At 64.4% G+C, this 18,507-nt stretch carries 16 protein-coding genes and 2 riboswitches; of the genes, 10 read left to right on the top strand and 6 right to left on the bottom strand.

Translation table 11 applies throughout. From position 1 onward, the window contains the following. Positions 1-269 precede the first annotated feature (269 nt). Positions 270-1,907 carry a chaperonin GroEL gene (gene groL, locus FYJ28_RS07375; protein WP_055239906.1) on the top strand — a complete coding sequence of 546 codons (1,638 nt, stop codon included), beginning with the start codon at positions 270-272 and terminating at the stop codon, positions 1,905-1,907. A gap of 145 nt (positions 1,908-2,052) precedes the next feature. Here groL and FYJ28_RS07370 read toward each other — a convergent pair whose 3' ends face one another. From FYJ28_RS07370 to FYJ28_RS07350, 5 genes are all read right to left on the bottom strand, one after another. Continuing rightward, on the bottom strand, positions 2,053-3,531 hold the full coding sequence (locus FYJ28_RS07370) for a sensor histidine kinase (RefSeq protein WP_326831578.1): 1,479 nt from the start codon (positions 3,529-3,531) through the stop codon (positions 2,053-2,055). Between the two features lie 3 nt (positions 3,532-3,534). Then, positions 3,535-4,245 (bottom strand): response regulator transcription factor, encoded by a 711-nt coding sequence (locus FYJ28_RS07365; RefSeq protein ID WP_055239908.1) that lies wholly within the window; start codon positions 4,243-4,245, stop codon positions 3,535-3,537. 827 nt (positions 4,246-5,072) lie between these two features. Then, positions 5,073-6,719: a DNA repair helicase XPB gene (locus FYJ28_RS07360; protein ID WP_154578785.1), complete on the bottom strand. Its 1,647-nt coding sequence runs from the start codon at positions 6,717-6,719 to the stop codon at positions 5,073-5,075. Next, the gene (locus FYJ28_RS07355; protein WP_154578784.1) at positions 6,712-9,147 is read right to left on the bottom strand and encodes a helicase-associated domain-containing protein; all 2,436 of its coding nucleotides are present in this window, start codon (positions 9,145-9,147) and stop codon (positions 6,712-6,714) included. Before FYJ28_RS07355 ends, FYJ28_RS07360 begins: the two co-directional genes overlap by 8 nt. A gap of 40 nt (positions 9,148-9,187) precedes the next feature. Next, complete coding sequence (locus FYJ28_RS07350) at positions 9,188-9,514, bottom strand: hypothetical protein (RefSeq protein ID WP_152969867.1); 327 nt, start codon at positions 9,512-9,514, stop codon at positions 9,188-9,190. Between the two features lie 240 nt (positions 9,515-9,754). Between FYJ28_RS07350 and FYJ28_RS07345 the strand changes: the two genes are divergently transcribed. Genes FYJ28_RS07345 through FYJ28_RS07335 form a run of 3 tightly spaced genes read left to right on the top strand, consistent with a single transcriptional unit; the run spans position 9,755 to position 12,038 of the window. Continuing rightward, positions 9,755-10,138, top strand: a complete 384-nt coding sequence (locus FYJ28_RS07345) for a cold-shock protein (protein WP_326831577.1) — start codon at positions 9,755-9,757, stop codon at positions 10,136-10,138. Between the two features lie 15 nt (positions 10,139-10,153). Continuing rightward, positions 10,154-10,699, top strand: a complete 546-nt coding sequence (locus FYJ28_RS07340) for a DUF3027 domain-containing protein (protein WP_326831576.1) — start codon at positions 10,154-10,156, stop codon at positions 10,697-10,699. A 55-nt stretch (positions 10,700-10,754) separates the two neighbouring features. Then, a complete protein-coding gene (locus FYJ28_RS07335) occupies positions 10,755-12,038 on the top strand; it encodes an MFS transporter (RefSeq protein WP_154578782.1) in 1,284 nt (427 codons plus the stop codon). A gap of 48 nt (positions 12,039-12,086) precedes the next feature. Here the strand turns inward: FYJ28_RS07335 and serC are convergent, their stop codons facing one another. After that, complete coding sequence (gene serC / locus FYJ28_RS07330) at positions 12,087-13,211, bottom strand: phosphoserine transaminase (protein WP_154578781.1); 1,125 nt, start codon at positions 13,209-13,211, stop codon at positions 12,087-12,089. A gap of 225 nt (positions 13,212-13,436) precedes the next feature. Between serC and FYJ28_RS07325 the strand changes: the two genes are divergently transcribed. The 6 genes from FYJ28_RS07325 to mobA all read left to right on the top strand — a co-directional run bounded on the left by FYJ28_RS07325 (position 13,437) and on the right by mobA (position 18,475). Then, a complete protein-coding gene (locus tag FYJ28_RS07325; RefSeq protein ID WP_154578780.1) occupies positions 13,437-14,138 on the top strand; it encodes a metal-dependent transcriptional regulator in 702 nt (233 codons plus the stop codon). Positions 14,139-14,223: 85 nt separating this feature from the next. Continuing rightward, positions 14,224-14,435: riboswitch (cyclic di-AMP (ydaO/yuaA leader) on the top strand. A gap of 1 nt (position 14,436) precedes the next feature. Then, positions 14,437-15,204 carry a M23 family metallopeptidase gene (locus FYJ28_RS07320; protein ID WP_229780303.1) on the top strand — a complete coding sequence of 256 codons (768 nt, stop codon included), beginning with the start codon at positions 14,437-14,439 and terminating at the stop codon, positions 15,202-15,204. A gap of 125 nt (positions 15,205-15,329) precedes the next feature. Beyond that, a riboswitch (cyclic di-AMP (ydaO/yuaA leader) is annotated at positions 15,330-15,486 on the top strand. 4 nt (positions 15,487-15,490) lie between these two features. Continuing rightward, positions 15,491-16,297: an NlpC/P60 family protein gene (locus FYJ28_RS17535; protein WP_055239919.1), complete on the top strand. Its 807-nt coding sequence runs from the start codon at positions 15,491-15,493 to the stop codon at positions 16,295-16,297. 36 nt (positions 16,298-16,333) lie between these two features. Further along, the gene (locus FYJ28_RS07310) at positions 16,334-17,107 is read left to right on the top strand and encodes an NlpC/P60 family protein (protein WP_154578778.1); all 774 of its coding nucleotides are present in this window, start codon (positions 16,334-16,336) and stop codon (positions 17,105-17,107) included. A gap of 235 nt (positions 17,108-17,342) precedes the next feature. Then, complete coding sequence (locus tag FYJ28_RS07305) at positions 17,343-17,840, top strand: HNH endonuclease (RefSeq protein WP_055239921.1); 498 nt, start codon at positions 17,343-17,345, stop codon at positions 17,838-17,840. Further along, positions 17,837-18,475 carry a molybdenum cofactor guanylyltransferase gene (gene mobA, locus FYJ28_RS07300; RefSeq protein WP_055239922.1) on the top strand — a complete coding sequence of 213 codons (639 nt, stop codon included), beginning with the start codon at positions 17,837-17,839 and terminating at the stop codon, positions 18,473-18,475. Before FYJ28_RS07305 ends, mobA begins: the two co-directional genes overlap by 4 nt. Positions 18,476-18,507: the final 32 nt, after the last annotated feature.

Genomic DNA, 18,507 nt, shown 5'->3' with positions numbered 1-18,507 from the left:
CTTTCCTCAGCCAGCCTCCGATCAGGGCGCTGCGCCGGTCACAGGGGCGCGTGACTGCTTGCACTCAAAGGTTGGGAGTGCTAATTATTGAGTTAGCACTCTTGCGGACTGACTGCTAAGTCAGCGGCGTTGAGTGAACCAGCAAGCCACTGGGGTGAGGGATTAGGGATGCGCGTAAAGAGATCGTGCTCCTGCTCCCGTCCGTCGCGGGCACTCCAGCCAGGAATGCAACACCCAAGCATGACTGTTCCGGAAGGACGATAGCCGTTATGGCCAAGATCATTGCATTTGACGAAGAGGCACGCCGCGGCCTCGAGCGGGGTCTGAACACCCTCGCCGACGCCGTCAAGGTCACCCTCGGCCCGCGTGGCCGCAACGTCGTACTCGAAAAGAAGTGGGGTGCCCCCACGATCACCAACGATGGCGTTTCCATCGCCAAGGAGATCGAGCTGGACGATCCCTACGAGAAGATCGGCGCTGAGCTGGTCAAGGAAGTTGCCAAGAAGACGGACGACGTCGCAGGCGACGGCACCACCACGGCAACCGTCCTGGCACAGGCACTGGTCAAGGAAGGCCTGCGCAACGTTGCTGCCGGCGCCGATCCCCTGGGCCTGAAGCGCGGCATCGAGAAGGCAGTTGCGGCTGTTACCGCCGAGCTGCTCGCCTCCGCGAAGGAAATCGAGACCAAGGAGCAGATCGCCGCTACGGCTTCCATCTCCGCCGGTGACCAGCAGATTGGCGACCTGATCGCCGAAGCACTGGACAAGGTGGGCAAGGAAGGCGTCATCACCGTCGAGGAGTCCAACACCTTCGGCCTGGAGCTCGAGCTCACCGAGGGCATGCGCTTCGACAAGGGCTACATCTCCGGCTACTTCGTCACCGACGCAGAGCGCCAGGAAACGGTCCTCGAAGACCCGTACATCCTGATCGTGAACTCCAAGATCTCCTCGGTGAAGGACCTCGTCGCTGTCCTCGAGAAGGTCATGCAGTCCGGCAAGCCGCTGCTGATCATCGCCGAAGACGTTGAAGGCGAAGCCCTGGCTACCCTGGTGGTCAACAAGATCCGCGGCACCTTCAAGTCCGTTGCCGTCAAGGCTCCGGGCTTCGGCGACCGCCGCAAGGCCCAGCTCGCAGACATCGCCATCCTCACCGGTGGCCAGGTCATCGCCGAGGAAGTTGGCCTTAAGCTGGAGAACGCCACGCTGGACCTGCTCGGCAAGGCACGCAAGGTTGTTGTCACCAAGGACGAGACCACCATCGTTGAAGGTGCTGGCGACCCCGAGGAGATCGCCGGCCGCGTCAACCAGATCCGCGCTGAGATCGAGAACTCCGACTCCGACTACGACCGCGAGAAGCTGCAGGAGCGCCTGGCCAAGCTGGCCGGCGGCGTCGCAGTTATCAAGGCCGGTGCCGCTACCGAGGTCGAGCTCAAGGAACGCAAGCACCGCATCGAAGATGCAGTGCGCAACGCCAAGGCAGCTGTCGAAGAAGGCATCGTTGCCGGCGGTGGCGTAGCCCTGATCCAGGCTGGTCAGAAGGCCTTCGCGAACCTGGTCCTGGAAGGCGACGAAGCTACCGGCGCCAACATCGTCAAGGTTGCCATTGACGCTCCGCTGAAGCAGATCGCCTTCAACGCCGGCCTCGAGCCCGGTGTTGTGGTGGACAAGGTCCGCGGCCTGGCTGAAGGCTTCGGCCTGAACGCTGCCACCGGCGAATACGAGGACCTGCTGGCTGCCGGCGTCAACGACCCGGTAAAGGTCACCCGTTCCGCACTGCAGAACGCGGCATCCATCGCCGGCCTGTTCCTCACCACCGAAGCCGTTGTTGCTGACAAGCCCGAAAAGGCTGCACCGGCAATGGGCGGCGGAGACGACATGGGCGGCATGGGCGGTATGGGCGGCTTCTAAGCCCCTTCCGCAGCCGGGTTTCTGCCCGGCCTGCACAACCCCAAACAGGAGCGCGGTACCCCCGGGTACCGCGCTCCTGCGTGTTTGAAGCGAATGACGAGAATCGGTTTACCGGTGATCGAAGCGAGTCGGAGGAGGTGGCGGCCTAAGGCCCGCCCGGGTGTTCCTCATTGTCCGGGTCCTGGTCCGGCGAGCCATCGGCCGGGATGAACGGCAATCGGATGGACATGGTCGCTCCGCCGCCCTCCGTTTCGGTGAGCCGAACGGTGCCGTCGTGCTGGGCTACCAGGGCTGCGACGATCGCAAGGCCCAGCCCCGTACCGCCCGTCTCACGGTAGCGGGACGAATCAGCCCGGTAGAAACGCTCGAATACCCGCGCAGCGTCCTCTTCGGAGATGCCGGGGCCATGGTCCCGGACTTCAAGTACGGCATCCATCCGGTTGTGGATCACTGGTGCCACACCGACGGCTACTTCGATGGGACTGCCGGGCGGGGTGTAACGCAGGGCATTCGTCATCAGGTTGGCCACCACCTGCCGCAGCCTTGCTTCGTCGCCCATGGTCGGTGCGCTGCGCGGGGAATTGCCGTCCAGGCCGATCACCCGGATCTCCCGGTCAGGAGCGCTGGCCCGGGCATCAAGTGCTGCATCATTGCCCAGAATCATCAGGTCCACCGGCTGGTACTCCAGAGGGCGCTGCTCGTCGACCCGGGCAAGGGTCAGCAGGTCTTCGACCAGCTGGCCCATGCGTTTGGCTTCGCTCTCAATGCGGCCCATGGCCGCAGCAACGTCCTCAGGTTTCTGCAGGGCACCCTGGCGGTACAGTTCGGAAAAACCCCGGATGGTAACCAGCGGAGTCCGCAGTTCATGCGAGGCGTCCTGGACGAACCTGCGCATCTTTTGCTCAGAGGCGGTGCGCGCTGCGAAGGCCGTTTCGATGTGGGCCAGCATGGCGTTGAGGGAACGTGAAAGCCGGCCGATTTCGGTGGCAGGGTTGCCCACTTCCACACGGCGGGAGAGATCACCGGCGGCGATGGCGGCCGCTGTCTTCTCCACTTGGCTCAACGGCCTGAACTGGCGGGTCACGGCCCAGTAAGCGATACCGGTGGCGCCCAGTGTCCCGAGCAGACCCACCGAGAAGACCAGCGAGGCCGCCTCATCCACCGTTTCCGCAACTGAGTCCAGGGGGACGGCGACGGCGATCGAGCCGGGGAAATTGGCTATGTGGAAGACCTTCACCCGCCAGCCCTTGCTGCCCGGGGCGGTACCGGGGACGTCGAATCCGCGGCCGCCCAGGGCATCCACGTCCTCAGACGTGAGCGGGTCGATGACGGGGGTGTCGAAGGTTGGCTCCGAATGGGTTTCCGGACCGTGCGTGCCGTCTTCGTTGAGGTACAAACCGTAGAAGCGGAACAGGGACGCGTCCGTGCTTGCGCTGCCTGAGACCAGATACCGGGAGATCGCCCCGGCGTTGTCCTGGATATCGGTGTCCAGCCGGCTGATCAGGATCTGGCGGAGCACATAGATGGTTGCCAGTCCGGTGATGGTAACCGTCACGACCATCAATACGGCCATGATGACCACCAGCTGCGACCGCAGCGAGGCGGACTTCCAGCGCCGGAGCAAGGCTTAGCGCTTCTCCGTCGTACGCAGCAGGTACCCCACGCCGCGCTTGGTCTGGATCAGTGCCGGCGCATCGGGGCTGCGGTCAATCTTCCGGCGGAGATAGGAAATATAGGACTCCACGATCGACGCGTCGCCGTTGAAGTCGTACTCCCAAACGTGGTCCAGGATCTGTGCCTTGGACAGCACGCGGTTGGGATTGAGCATCAGGTAGCGCAGCAGCTTGAACTCGGTGGGGGAGAGCTCGATCGTCACTCCGCCCCGGCGCACCTCGTGGGCGTCGTCGTCGAGCTCCAGGTCTTCCACGCGGATGACGGCGTCGTCATCGTCAAGCGGCTGGGTGCGGCGCAGGACGGCGCGGATCCGTGCCACGACCTCATCCAGGCTGAAGGGCTTGGTTACGTAGTCATCCCCGCCCACGGTGAGGCCGGTGACCTTGTCCTCCGTGTCGTCCCGGGCGGTGAGGAACACTACCGGGAAATGCCGTCCGGCGGCACGCAGGCGGCGGGTCAGGGTGAAGCCGTCCATATCGGGAAGCATGACGTCGAGTACGGCGAGGTCGGGGCTGTGTTCATCCACCGCGGCCAGTGCCTCGCGGCCGTTACCCGCAGCGACGACGTCGAAGCCGGCAAAGCGCAGCGACGTGGAGAGAAGCTCACGGATGTTGGGTTCGTCATCGACAACAAGGAGCCTGGCCTCAGGAGCAGATTTAGTCACGTGTCCTAGTTTCTAGCATTTGGCTGATGGTTCCCTGAATGCTAACTCAGCGTCTGCTGGATGAATAGCGGGAACTGCAGTCAGCTGGGGACACGCTTAGAGGGTGAAGTTGGGGATGAATGGCTGCTTTCGGAGGACCACCGGGAGCCGGGACCGGGGAGCATGGTTTGTAAGCAAAGTGCAGCTGAACCGGCGAAAGGGAACAAGATGCTGGGAACGACACCCGGGCCCAGGCAGCTCTCTCTCCGGCATGCGGGAACCGAAACCGGCACGCCGCCGACAGGCAGCCGGCCACCGGCCGGCGACCCGGCACCGCGGGACGCAGCCGCACCCGGAACAGCAGCAGAGCGCAGCAGGCCGCTCCCGCGCAGTGGCCCAATGCTGCAGGAGCGTGGTTTTTCCTGCTCCGTCCGGGCCGCGCACGAGCGTGAGCGGGGCAGCAGCGGCGTCGTCGAGCGCGTGCAGCAGCCTGGCGCGGGAGAGGACGAGCGGATTCGGGCGCGGGGGGCCCGGGACTACGGCGAAGTGCGGCATGTGGCTGGATCCGGCTCGGCGGGACGTGGATGCCCGAAGCCGCGCTGAAGCGCGCCCGGAAGCAGTTTCAAGATATCCGCTGCCAATCCCGGGGCGCTATTATGTGACGCCGTCCCAGGTGTGTGAGGCGGGCAGCCGGATGAGCCAGGAACTCTGTTCCTGGGGGCGTCAGGATCCTGTGAAGGCGGAAACGATGTCGCGGTACGCCATTCCGGAGGTCACCGGCTCAAGCGTGGCATGTTTCTCGTCGGGATAACCAGCGCTGGGCCGATGAAGAGGCGAATTGAAGGGAGCTAGGCGGGCTTTTCGATGTCCGCGGCGTCCTGGATGGAGTAGGCGTAGCCCTGCTCGGCGAGGAAACGCTGCCGTTTGGCCGCGAAGTCCTGGTCCAGGGTGTCCCGCGCGACGACGGTGTAGAAGTGAGCAGCCCGGCCATCTGACTTCGGGCGCAGCAGGCGGCCGAGCCGCTGGGCTTCCTCCTGGCGGGAGCCGAAGGAACCGGAGACCTGGATGGCCACCGAAGCTTCCGGCAGATCGATGGAGAAGTTGGCAACCTTGGACACAACCAAGGTCTTCAGTTTGCCTTCGCGGAAGTCGTTGAACAGCCGCTGGCGTTCCTTGACCGGCGTTCCGCCCTTGATTACGGGTGCGTCCAGCCGCTCAGCCAGCTCATCCAGCTGGTCGATGTACTGCCCGATCACCAGGATCTGGTCGCCCTCATGCCGGCGCACCAGGTCCTGCACCACCTTGGACTTCGTTTCCGAAGTCGAACACAGACGGTACTTGTCCCCGTCCTCGGCCATGGCATAGGCAACCCGTTCATCCCGCGGCAGGTCCACCCGCACCTCGATGCACTCGGCCGGGGCGATATAGCCCTGCGCCTCGATGTCCTTCCAGGGAGCGTCGTACCGTTTGGGGCCAATGAGGGAAAAGACTTCGCCCTCGCGTCCGTCTTCGCGGACCAGGGTGGCAGTCAGGCCAAGCCGGCGCCTGGCCTGCAGATCCGCTGTCATCCGGAAGATGGGTGCCGGAAGCAGATGCACCTCGTCATAGATGATCAGGCCCCAGTCATTGGCGTCGAGCAGTTCAAGATGCGGGTAAAGCCCGCCGCGCTTGAGGGTGAGCACCTGGTAGGTGGCGATGGTGACGGGACGGACTTCCTTGACCGCACCCGAATATTCGCCAATCTCGTCTTCGGTAAGCGAGGTCCGCTTGAGCAGCTCATCTTTCCACTGCCGGGCCGAGACCGTATTGGTGACCAGGATCAGCGTGGTGGTGGAACTGGTGGCCATCGCTGCGGCACCAACGAGTGTCTTGCCGGCACCGCAGGGCAGCACAACCACCCCGGAGCCGCCGGCCCAGAAGTTCTCGGTGGCAACCTTCTGGTAGGGCCGCAGTGTCCACCCATCGTCGTTCAGGAGGATCGGGTGCGGGGTGCCGTCCACATATCCCGCAAGGTCTTCAGCCGGCCAGCCCAGCTTCAGCAGCAGCTGCTTGAGCTGCCCGCGCATGGCGGACTGGACAACTACGGTCTCACCGTCGATCCGCGGCCCAAGCAGCGGCTGGATCTTCTTGGCGTGAAAGACCTCTTCAAGCACGGGGTAGTCATTGGTGCGCAGCACCAGTCCGTGCTGGGGGTCTTTCTCCAGCCGCAGCCGCCCGTAGCGGGACATGGTCTCTTCGATGTCCACCAGGAGGGTGTGCGGCACGGGAAAGCGTGAATAGGTCAGAAGCGTGTTCAGCACCTGCTCGGCGTCCAGCCCCGCGGCACGTGCGTTCCAGAGTCCCAGCGGGGTGAGGCGGTAGCTGTGGATGTGCTCCGGTGCGCGCTCAAGCTCCGCGAAAGCGGCAATCGCGTGCCGCGCTTCCACAGCCTGGGGATGGTCCACTTCCAGCAAGATGGTCTTGTCGCTCTGGACGATCAACGGTCCGTCAACCATGTGCTGGGCTGCCCTCCACTATTTCCACATCCATTATCCGATGTATCGACACTACGCGTTCAACGTCCCTGCGCGGATCGAAGACCCTTACCCGGCCTTCACTTACGGAAAGAGGAACGAAGATCTCCTGCCGTTCATTCCCCTGGCTGTCCACAACACCCATTCGGACCGAGGACTTGGTCCGAATGGCCTTGCGCAGCGTTTCCAGCCCTACCAGCGGAACGGATTCATCTCCCTTTGGCGCCACCGCGGGTCCTCTCCCGCGGAGGGCCGCCAGCTGCGCTTCAAGGTCGTCCTCGCCGAGTTCCCACTGGTTTATCCGGGTGGGGGAGGACGACGGCGCCGGCACGGGCGGGCGGGCGTGGGAACCGTTCGCTTCGCGGGCGCGTCCTTCCATGACCGGGGAGTAGCCCAGATCGCGGATCGCCAGGGCGAGCTCCTGCGGAGTAGCGGCCGAAGAGATCACAGTGGGTGCAATCCTCGTCAGTCCCAGTGCCCCGGCACGGGGGTCTGCCATGAGTGCGTTCAGCCCGGTTTCGTCGTCACTGCGAAGGTAGGACCAGGCTGCACCGATGCGCAGCCGCCCGTGCCGTGCTGCCGTGTCCTCCACCAGATAGCGCAGCGGCTGCGGGACCTCCGTGGCCGAATAGTGGGCCAGGAACTCAAGGATCGACGCCGCATCCATGTCAGCGTCCAGGGCCCGCCGGACCGAATTCGCGGAGAAACGGTAGATGGTCGCTGGTCCCTGCCCCTCGGCGTCGGCCACCAGGGAAAGCTGGCGGGCCACCTTTGGCTCCAGGTAACCGGGGGCAACCGCGGTCAGGTCCGCCTGCAGCAGGAAGGAGCTCAGCGGTTCGGGAAGTGCCTCCCGCAGCCTCGCCGCGGCGCGGTCAAAATCTCCGGCGGCAACGGCGTGCCCCAGCTCGGTCAGGGCGCCGGACCCAACCAGTCCCAGCTGGGCGGCTTCCTTCAACATGCCCGGAACCAGGCGGGCGAACCGGCGCTGCAGCCGCGGCTGGTGCCAGGTCAGGGCACCGATCAGGTCTTCGGCGTCGTAGGCTCCCGAATGTGCTTCCTCAAGCGACTCAGCCGCAGCAAGGGAAGCGAACATCTCCAGCATCCGGCGGCGGACAAGCGGTGCATCGGGACGGGAGAGTTCCCCCGCCAAAGCGTTGACGGAGCCGCCGCCTGGAAGCGGCGCACCGATAAGTGACGGCGCCCGTTCCGCGTCCAGCCAGGCTTTCACCAGATGCTGCCACTGCAGCTCGCGGTCCAGCGTGGGCCAGTCTGTTTCCGCGGCGCCCCAGCGGGACGTGGCCGCATCCAGCACGAGGAGCCCGGACAGTGCCGAGAGCTCAAGGAGCCAGGCAGTGGCCAGTGCATCCAGCCGGAGGGCATCGGACACCCGCCTGACTTCCCGGACGCCGACGCCGCCTGAGCGCAGGGTCCCCACGGGTGCTTCGGCTGCCACTGCCAGCAGTTCGGTGACCAGCCGGAGTGTTTCCGCCACGGCACCGTACGCGGCGTTATCCCGCAGGTTGTGGGGCACCGGGCGCGGAGTCGGCGGAACAGGATCCAGCTGGAAGTCCGAGACGATTACGTGCCCCCGGGACGCCTGGCCAACCGGCCGCGGCAGCTCCACATGCAGGGCGTCCAGGGGGACAAGGAGACCATGCGCCACCAGCCACTCCACAGGGGTGGGGGACGGATTGTCCAGCACCGCGCGGCTGATCGCAGCCTTGCGGGGGATGGTTCCCACCGGCGAGTACTTGAACCGGCGCAGCAGGTCGTGGGTCTGGGGCGGGGCATCGGCCAGCAGTGCTTCCCAGCCGGCGGGGTCTGACACCAGATGGTGGAGGGAATGGGCTGCGGTGGACGGCGTATCTGCTTTTTCAATGGGCAGCCCGCGCTGGCGCAGGCCTTCGACAATGCCAACGAGGCGCTGACCGAACTCAGGCTGCTGGGCAGCGAGCGTTGAATAAGGGCGTCCCAGCCCTGCCGGGTAGGCGCCCAGTGCTTCACCCAGAACCGAAACCGGGAGATAGAACTTGCGTCCGGCGTCGGCTTTTGGTGCACCGGGATGAGGTGTGGCGCGGCGCAGCAGGGCCAGTGAATGCAGGTAGCTCAGGATCACGTCCAGGGACTTGATTGTCGATCCGGAGATGGAGGCCTTCAGCCACGAGGCCGTTGTGCTCAGGTGGGAGTCTTCGTTCGTTGTCAGGTCCAGGGCTTCCAATACCTGGAGCTGTGGTGCCGTGAGTTTTTCAAGCACGCGCTGTACGCTGATGCGCGTAGAAGCGCGGGCGGCCAGGGCCTGGAAATCCGGTACCGGAGGCAATGCCAGATCCGGCCGGGCGGTAAGGAGCTCACGCAGTTGTTCGTCACTGCGCGCTGCAAGGTCTTCGGCCAATGCTCGGATCGCGGACATCGTCCAATACGTTACCCGAGTGGGACCGAAAACAAACGGGTTAGCCTCGGCGCCGCCGCACGATTGAGTCAATTACCAGCCCGGCCATCAGCAGGAAAGCTATGGGCAGGGCGTAAAACGCCCCGGCGGCGAACCCGGGCCAGATGACTTCTCCGCGGAATGCTTCCAGCAGGAGCGCGGCAAGGCTGCCAACACCGGCCACAGCCAGGATGCCGGCCAGCACGGTCATTACAACCCTCAGCGGTGAACGCTTGGAATGCACCGGAGCTGTACCGGCGGTTGCAGTGAGTTTTTCCCCGCCGATGCGGGGGGTGGTTTCGCGGCCGTTTGAGGCGGCGTTTGCGGGGTTTGAACCCAAGTGCTCCATGGTCTTTAACGCTAACAGCTAAAAATCCGTGAACCCAAAGCCGGGCACGCCGAGGATTAGGGAGCTCGGGATATTCTAATGGGAAGACTCTTCCCCGTAGTATCTCAACAGGCATCCGCCGCCCGCATGATCCAGTGCTGGCATGGAAGCGGCCGGATGACTACGCGCGGATGTACCACCCTTTCATCACGAGATGCGCTCGAGAGACTGCATCCCACAGCAAAGAACGAGGTAAGCGAAGTGCCCATCGGCAAGGTCAAGTGGTTCGACACTGGCAAGGGATTCGGATTCCTGGCCACTGACGACGGCCAGGAAGTCTTCCTGCACGCATCTGCGCTTCCCGCTGGCGTGAGCGAGGTGAAGCCCGGAACGCGCATGGAGTTTGGTGTGGCTGACGGACGGCGTGGCCCGCAGGCTCTCTCGGCCCGGATCCTGGAAGCGCCGCCGTCGGTGGTCAAGGCCACCCGCAAGCCTGCCGACGACATGGCCGTGATTACCGAAGACCTCATTAAACTGTTGGATGGAATCTCCAACGGACTGCGCCGGGGCAGGTACCCCGAGAAGAAGCATTCGGCCAAGGTGGCTGCAGTGCTGCGGGCCGTTGCCGACGACCTTGATGCATAGGGGCAGAACCACCGAGTGAAAACCACCGACGCGACCAATACCGACCAGACGCCGAAGCCTGCCGCGCGGAAACCTCCGCGCAAACCGTCGAAGCCTGACGCAGTGCTGGCCGCTGCCGTGGAAAGCGCGCGGGCAGCTCTGCTGGAAGTCGTGCCGGAGGAACAGGTGGGGGAATGGCTGAGCGTCGTTCCCGATGCAGACCGGCTCGTGACCCACCGGTTCCGGGCCAACCGTCCCGGCTACCGGGGTTGGGAATGGTATGCCACCGTGGCACGCGTGCCGCGCGGCAAGGTTGCCACTGTCTGCGAAGTGGGCCTGCTGCCCTCAGCCGACGCGGTACTGGCCCCTGAGTGGGTGCCGTGGTCTGAGCGGGTCCGCCCCGAAGACGTCGCAACCCAGGAACCGGGCGAAGAAGCCGCAGCTGGGAGCCAGCCTGATGGTGCCCCGGTGAAGGATCCCGAAGCAGCAGCGGAGGCTTCCCCGGCTGAAACTGAACCTGAAACTGAAGCGGAAGATGAACAGGAAGCCGCAGCGTCACCTGCGGCCGTGGAGGACGAATAAGCGGTGAGTGCATGGAACGCGGTTCACGATCCCGGACGGGAGAAGTGAACCCAAAATGTTCCGTTCGCTTCGAATCTTCAACTACCGCATCTGGTTCCTTGGAGCCCTGGTCTCCAACATCGGAACCTGGATGCAGCGCACCGCCCAGGACTGGCTTGTCTATGACATCCTGACGAACCAGGACGCCGCGGCCATGGGTATTGTCATGGCCCTCCAGCTTGGACCGCAGCTGCTGCTGGCGCCGTGGGCCGGGCTGGTGGCAGATACCTATGACCGGCGCAAGGTGCTGCTCACCACGCAGGTCTCCATGGCGGCGCTTGGTGCCGGACTGGGCCTGCTGGTCCTCTCCGGCCACGCACATCTGTGGCATGTCTACGCTTTCGCCCTGGCGCTGGGCGTGGTCTCCGCCGTTGATGCCCCGGCCCGCCAGAGCTTTGTCTCCGAAGTTGTCAGCGAGGAGAACCTTCCCAATGCCGTCGCGCTGAACAGTGCGTCCTTCAACGGCGCGCGGATGGTCGGTCCGGCAGCCGCCGGCCTGCTTACCGTTGCCGTCGGACCGGGATGGGTCTTCCTTATTAACACCGTGACCTTCGCGGCAATGGTCCTGGCACTGCTGAAGATGCGTTCTTCCGAGCTGCGCGTGCTGCCCAAGGCCCCACCCGGCAAGGGCCGCATCCGCGCCGGACTGAAATATGTGCGCTACCGTCCGGACCTGGTGATGGTCCTGGTGGCGATCTTCATCGTGGGTACCTTCGGGCTTAACTTCGCTGTCTATATAGCTGCCATGGCACGTACCGAGTTCGGTCAGGATGCCGGGATCTTCGGGCTGCTGAACTCGATCATGGCCATCGGGTCCGTTGCCGGTGCGCTGCTGTCTGCACGCCGTGACAAGCCGCGGCTCCGGTTCATCTTCGGAGCAGCCGGCGCTTTTGGAGTTGCCTGCATGCTGGCCGCACTTTCGCCGAATCTCTGGATCTTTGCGCTTTCCCTGATTCCGGTGGGACTGTTTGCCCTCACCCTGATGACCAGTGCCAACGCCTACGTGCAGACCACCACAACGCCGGTGATGCGCGGCAGGGTCATGGCCCTGTACTTCGCGATTTTCCTCGGCGGCACCCCGCTGGGAGCACCGATCGTGGGCTGGGTTTCCAATGCCTTCGGTCCACGCTGGAGCCTGGGTGTTGCGGCTGCCTCCGGTCTCATTACCGCCGTGATCGGCCTGGTCTGGGCCTGGCGGGCCCACCATCTGCGACTGCACTACGACCGCACGATGCCGCGGCGCCTCTACCTGACAAGCAACGCCACTGAGTCCATAACCGAAGAGGACCCCAGACCGTAGAACGGTGCTGGGGCCCTCTCTAGGCGGCCACGGCCGCGTACGTTGTGTCTAGGAATGCTCGATCACGTAATCGATGCACTGCAGCAGGGCACTGACGTCGTCCGGCTCGATCGCGACGAAGGTGGCGATGCGAAGCTGGTTGCGTCCAAGCTTCCGGTACGGCTCCACATCCACCACGCCGTTGGCCCGCAGCGTCTTCGCGATCGCAGCGGCGTCGATTGAATCGTCGAAGTCGATGGTGGCAATGACGTTGGAGCGGTCCTCGGGCCGGGAGACGAACGGCGTTGCGACGCCTGACTTCTCAGCCCAGGAGTAGATGCGTCCGGCAGAGTCCGCAGTGCGGCCTGCAGCAAACTTCAGGCCGCCGTTGGAGTTCAGCCACTTGATCTGGGCATCCAGGGTGACCAGCGTGGAGAGCGACGGCGTGTTGTACGTCTGGTTCAGGCGGGAGTTGTCGATCGCCGTCTGCAGGTTCAGGAAGTCCGGGATCCAGCGGCCGGAGGCATTGATCCTGGCTGCGCGCTCAATCGCGGCGGGTGAGAACATGCCAAGCCACAGGCCGCCGTCGGAAGCGAAGTTCTTCTGGGGCGCGAAGTAATAGACGTCGGCTTCGGCCAGATCGACGTCGAGCCCGCCTGCTGCGGACGTCGCATCGATCAGGACCAGTGAGCCGGCGTCAGCCCCGGCCACCCGGCGGACCGGGGCAGCTACACCGGTGGAGGTTTCATTCTGCGGCCAGGCATAGACATCAACGCCGGCCTCGGCCGCAGCCTCGGGGCGGGTGCCCGGTTCGGCCTTGATGATGCTGGATGAAGCCAGGAACGGGGCCTTGTTCGTCGCGGCGGCGAACTTGGAACCGAATTCACCGAAGGAGAGGTGCTGAGCCTTGTTCTCAACGAGGCCGAAGGACGCGATGTCCCAGAAAGCGGTCGAGCCGCCGACGCCGAGGACTACCTCGTAGCCTTCGGGGGCAGAGAACAGGGAGGAGAGTCCTTCGCGGACGCTGCCCACCAGGTTCCGCACCGGAGCCTGTCGGTGGGACGTGCCCAGAAGCCTGGTCCCTGCGTCGGAGAGGGCCTGGATCTGCTCGGGCCGGACCTTGGACGGGCCGGCACCGAACCGACCATCCTTGGGGAGGAGTTCTGCGGGAATCGTAACGGCGGTTTCGCCCATTTTCTGTATGCTCCAAGCGGGTTGGCAGGGTGCTTCACGTACCTTTCCATTCAACACCCGGCGGCCGTACCGGTCCTATTTGTGACCGCTGGGAAGTGAGCGATTCACAGGGGTGGATAATTCTGTCCGTCTTGCGCCGATGGGCTAACGTGGAGACGAAACCGGCGGCGCGGTCTGTGCCGCAGCGGTTATTCACTTCCGCACGATTGCTAGGAGCGGCTGGTCATGACGGACCTCATCGACACAACTGAGATGTATCTTCGAACCATCCTTGAGCTCGAAGAAGAGAACATCGTCGCACTGCGGGCACGCATTGCAGAGCGTCTGCGCCATTCCGGCCCAACCGTTTCACAGACCATCGGGCGCATGGAGCGCGACGGGCTGGTAGTCGTTTCCGGTACCCGTCAGCTTGAACTGACGGATCTGGGCCGCAGGCGAGCCACAGAAGTGATGCGCAAGCACCGGCTCGCCGAACGGCTGCTGGCTGACGTGATCGGCCTGGACTGGGCGTACGTCCATGACGAGGCGTGCCGGTGGGAACACGTTATGAGTGAGCGGGTGGAGCGCCGTCTCTACGATCTGCTCGGCAAGCCCACCGAGTCTCCCTACGGAAATCCAATCCCCGGCCTGGAAGCACTGGGCGGAGCCGCCGCCGTTCCTCCCGCGATGCCCTACCAGGACCTTCTCTCCGCCGTCGGGACGGCAGGTGCAGGGCAGTCGATGGTCCTGGAACGGCTCGCCGAACCTATCCAGGTGGATCCGGAGCTCCTGACCCAGCTCGACGAAGCCGGGCTGCGGCCCGGTGCCACCATCACTGCCGAGGTTGTGGGAGGCTACGTCTCAGTCCGCGTCCCGGGGATCGAAGGCGCCCTTGAGCTTCCCGCTGAAGTCGCTTCGCACGTGTTTGTCTCCGCCTCCGGTTCGTGACCTTCCGCCGCTGAAGGTAACGGAATGGTATCTTTCAGGCTTTTTCCCCTATAGTGGCTTCTGACTACAGCAACAACACCGTTAACCGGTCCAACAGCCTAACCCTGCCACTGGACCGCAGGTGCCACCGTTCGCGGGCAGGGGCGGAGGACCCAACAACCGGCAGCCCAGCTGCCTTGGGGTGAAGCCTCCGAGCACCACAGGAACATCCAGGACTGGATATCCCTGTGCGTCGGGGGCCGAGTTTCTCTACTCGAATCCGACAGCTAACTTCGCAGGCTTGTAGAGAGGGAACCACTTGTCGAAGCATGCTGCTTCGGGCAGGCGCAGGGCCGAATCACCGGCCATGGAACTGCGCCCACGCACCGCTAACCGGTCCGCCGGCAGGCGCCGCGCCGAACCTGCCCACCGCCCACTGGGCGGTTCCGCCCAGAAATTTGCCATCACCGCTGCGGCTTCCGGACTCGTCCTCACCGTCGTAATGCCTACGACGGCGGCCGCCACGGACCCCGTCATGGAACCGGAGCCCACAGCAGCGGAGATGCCGGTCTCGGCTGATCCGGATGCGGTCCTGTCCTTTGACCGGGCGGCGCTGACTTCCAAGTTCGATCCCGACGCCAAGCTTCGCGGGCTGACTGTCGCAGGGGCGGACGTCATCCCGGCTGCGGCCAAGGGGACGCTGGCCAACCCGCTGGACTCCGAGCCCGTCCAGACCTCCGCTTTCGGTTACCGGGTCAGCCCGATCACCGGCGCAGCCGGAGAGCTGCACACGGGTCAGGACTACGCGGCAGCCTGCGGGACCGAGGTGACCGCCGCCGCTGCCGGGACTGTGAAGTCGGCCGGCTGGCATCCGTACGGTGGCGGAAACCGTGTTGTTCTCGACCACGGCAACGGAGTGGAGACGACCTATAACCATCTCTCCGCCATGAGCGTCTCGGTAGGCGACACCGTGGAGCGCGGACACCTTGTTGGCGCCAGCGGAAGCACCGGCGCATCGACGGGATGCCACCTGCACTTCGAAGTACTCGTAAATGGCACTCCAGTCGACCCCCTGGCCTGGTTGTGACCGCCGCAATACCCTTTCGTGACCTGAGCGTGACATTTCAGTGATGTTGTTATATTCTCGTCACCGTGCCTGATTCGCCAAAGATCAGGCACTCTCGAACAGATAGCCGAGCTCTGCCACTGTCCGAGATCCGTTCGCAAAATCGCATGGCAGAGGCGGGGGAACCAATTTCGGGTTTCGCAAGAAGCCCTAGGGGTTAAGTTGCCGGACTTAGCAGTCCAGCAACCGGGTGACTCCCATCCGAATCCGACAGCTCACCTCGTAGGCATTGGGAGAGGCAAAAACTGTGTCATCAGTCAATTCTGGCCGCCGTCGTGCAGCCACCCCGCAGGTAAGCACGCTTACCGCACTGTCCAAGGCCGTAACCGCTAACGCAGGTTCGGTAGGCCGCCAGGCAGCCGTCGTCGTCGCAGCTTCCGGCCTTGTTCTGGCCGCCGGCATGCCGGCCCAGGCAGCTCCGGTTTCCACCGATCGGCAGGCTCTCGAAGCCACCCCCCTCAACGTTGTGACCTCGAACGGAACCGTCACGGTTTCCGAGCAGGCACCCTTCGAACTTCCGGTCCAGCCGCTGGCCGGCTCCCTCTCCGGAGCCGAGACCCGCGCACAGATCGCCGCCGCAGAGCAGGCAGCAGCCGAAGAAGCAGCAGCTGTTGCTGCCGCTGCCCAGCAGGAGGCCGTAGCCGCTGCTGAGGTGGCTGCCCAGCAGACCGCCGCTGCCCCGGCTCAGGCCGCCGGCAACGTCACCACCGCATCTTCCGCTCCCGCAGCGCCCGAGGTTGGCGCCAGCGGCGTCGCCGCCGGGCTCGTCGCCTCCGCCTACGCCCAGATCGGCGTTGCCCAGGACTGCACCGCCATGGTTGAGAACGCTCTGCGTTCGGTTGGCAAGTCCGTTGGCGACCTCGCACCGGGCCAGTTCTTCGCCTTCGGCGCAGTTGTTGGCAGCCCGCAGGCCGGCGACCTCGTTATCACCGGCGGCCACGTAGCTATCTACGTAGGCAACGGCCAGGTCATCAGCGGTGGCCTCAACGGCATGAACACCGGTCTGCACTCCCTGTCTGATCTTCCCGGCGCAAGCTTCGTCCGCGTCAGCTGACGCTCAGTTGCCAGAACCAACGGAGAAAACCCCTAAATGACCACGTCAACTGAGCGTGCGCGCCACCGCGCGCCTGTACAGCGCAACAACTCCCTGTCCGCCCTTGCTGACGCTGTCAGCAGTGCCGGCAACGTTGGCCGCCAGGCAGCCGTCATTGCGGCCGCTTCCGGCCTCGTCCTGAGCACGGGCGTTGCAGCAAACGCTGCGGGCCCTGAAATTTCCCGTGACGTGCAGACCAGCAAGCTGGACCTGTCTTCGATCCCTCTGCAGGTTCCGGCCGACGCAATCGGTCCTGACCTGACACTTACACCCGTTCCGGGCGTAACCGTGGCTCCCGAAGTTGCTGTCCAGTCCCAGGAAGTAGCCGTCCAGGCAACTGAGGAAACCGTGCAGGCGGCTCCCGCAGCCAACGGCACTTCCACGGCAGCTCCGGCCGCCGCGCCGGTTGCTTCCCCGGCTGCCGCTCCCGCAGCTGCCTCCGGTACCGCCGCAACCATCGCAGCTGCTGCATACGCACAGCTTGGTGTTATGCAGGACTGCACCATGCTTGCCACAAACGCACTGGCTGCTGCCGGCATCAACTTCCACGACTGGCCTGCCGGCTACCTGTCCCTGGGCCGCACGGTGAGTGCTGCCGAGGCAATTCCCGGCGACCTGATCTACTACGCCGACGGCGGCATGGGCGTTGCCCACATCGCTGTCTACGTTGGTAACGGTCAGGCCGTCCATGGAGGGTTCTTCGGCAACCAGACCGTTGTTGCTCCCGCTGAGCTTGGTTCCGGCGGAGTCTACATCCGCGTAGGCGGCTAATAGCTTTACGGACTCTGACACAGTTCCATGAAGGGCCCTGCTGGGAACAGCAGGGCCCTTCGCCGTTTCCAATGCTGCCCCGCGGCATGCTGAAGCCTCCGCCCAACTGTTCTCGTGCCCTTTAAATAGCGGGATCGGGCTTGGCGGCTTACCCTTGCAGTGAACATTCGAAGTACCGCGGCGCCGGTAAACACGATTTCTCTCCGGCTGGCGGGTGGGGCGAAGAGGAACGTGCATGCGAACCCTTGTTCTGAATGCGGGCTATGAGCCGCTGGCGGTAGTGACCTTTCGGCGTGCCCTGGTCCTCGTGCTGTCCGGAAAAGCGAGTGTGCTGGCTGAGAGCGGTGACCCGGTAGTTGGCCCAGGCGACGTCTTTGGGCGGCCTTCCGTAATCCTCCTAAACCGCTACGTGAACATTCCTTACCGTGATTCGACTGTGGCCACCCGCCGTGGCGTACTGCGCAGGGACGGGCATTCGTGCGCTTATTGTGGAAAAGCAGCATCTACCGTCGACCACGTAGTACCCAAATCGCGCGGCGGCCAGGACAGCTGGGAAAACATGGTGGCGTGCTGCCTGCGCTGCAACAACAACAAAGGGGACAAGACTCTGAACCAGTTGGGTTGGAAGCTGCGGTTTACACCGCGGGCTCCCCGGGGAACCAGATGGCAGATCCGTGAGCTGGAACGGCCGGCGGAACAATGGAGCCCGTTCCTTGGGGACACCGCAGCATGAGCGGACCCGGCGAAGAGAGTTTCAACGCGGTAATCCTGGCCGGCGGTCGTTCCTCCCGGCTTGGGGGCGAGCCAAAGGCGGGACTCCTGGTCAACGGGGAACCCCTCCTGGTACGCACCCTGCGGGCGGCTGGTGACGCTGTTCAAACCGCAGTCGTGGGCCCGCCCGGGCTGGCCGGCCTGCTGTCCGGAGTTCCTTTCGCCGGAGTCATAGTGCGTGAAGATCCTCCATTCTCCGGACCCGCTGCGGCGGTGGGAGCTGCGGTCACTGCCCTCACAGAGCTGCAGGACGAGAACCCTCCAAGTCCGTGGACCCTGGTCCTGGCCTGTGACATGCCGGAGTCAGCGCGCGCCGTTGACGCGCTTCTGGAAGCGGCGCGGCTGGGTCCGCCGCAGTCCGTGCTCGCGGTGGATTCAAGCGGGAAGGCACAGCCGTTGGCCGGGATCTACCGGACAGATGACCTGCTTGCAGCGGTAACCGGATCTCCGGACGGGCTGGCAAATCTTTCAATGTTCAGCATGCTTGCTAGGGTGCAGTGGAGAGAGGTTGCCGTCCCGGAAGGAAGTACCGCGGACGTGGACACCTGGGCCGATGCCGGGAAATGGGGTATTCAGCGCGGACCACGTACCGCCTGACTCCGTCCCGGGCCCGCAGCCGCAGTCAAGGA

The sequence above is a fragment of the Arthrobacter sp. BL-252-APC-1A genome (assembly GCF_009696625.1).
In the GTDB taxonomy this organism is placed as follows: Bacteria; Actinomycetota; Actinomycetes; order Actinomycetales; family Micrococcaceae; genus Arthrobacter_B.
Note: the sequence above shows the minus strand (reverse complement) of the source record. Positions and strands in the feature narration are given on the sequence as shown.

Coding starts and splice junctions, on each gene's coding strand:
- FYJ28_RS07310 (WP_154578778.1), top strand. CDS start 16,334: ATGACCACGTCAACTGAGCGTGCGCGCCACCGCGCGCCTGTACAGCGC.
- FYJ28_RS07360 (WP_154578785.1), bottom strand. CDS start 6,719: ATGGTTGACGGACCGTTGATCGTCCAGAGCGACAAGACCATCTTGCTG.
- FYJ28_RS07335 (WP_154578782.1), top strand. CDS start 10,755: ATGTTCCGTTCGCTTCGAATCTTCAACTACCGCATCTGGTTCCTTGGA.
- groL (WP_055239906.1), top strand. CDS start 270: ATGGCCAAGATCATTGCATTTGACGAAGAGGCACGCCGCGGCCTCGAG.
- FYJ28_RS07305 (WP_055239921.1), top strand. CDS start 17,343: ATGCGAACCCTTGTTCTGAATGCGGGCTATGAGCCGCTGGCGGTAGTG.
- FYJ28_RS07350 (WP_152969867.1), bottom strand. CDS start 9,514: ATGGAGCACTTGGGTTCAAACCCCGCAAACGCCGCCTCAAACGGCCGC.
- mobA (WP_055239922.1), top strand. CDS start 17,837: ATGAGCGGACCCGGCGAAGAGAGTTTCAACGCGGTAATCCTGGCCGGC.
- FYJ28_RS07355 (WP_154578784.1), bottom strand. CDS start 9,147: ATGTCCGCGATCCGAGCATTGGCCGAAGACCTTGCAGCGCGCAGTGAC.
- serC (WP_154578781.1), bottom strand. CDS start 13,211: ATGGGCGAAACCGCCGTTACGATTCCCGCAGAACTCCTCCCCAAGGAT.
- FYJ28_RS07325 (WP_154578780.1), top strand. CDS start 13,437: ATGACGGACCTCATCGACACAACTGAGATGTATCTTCGAACCATCCTT.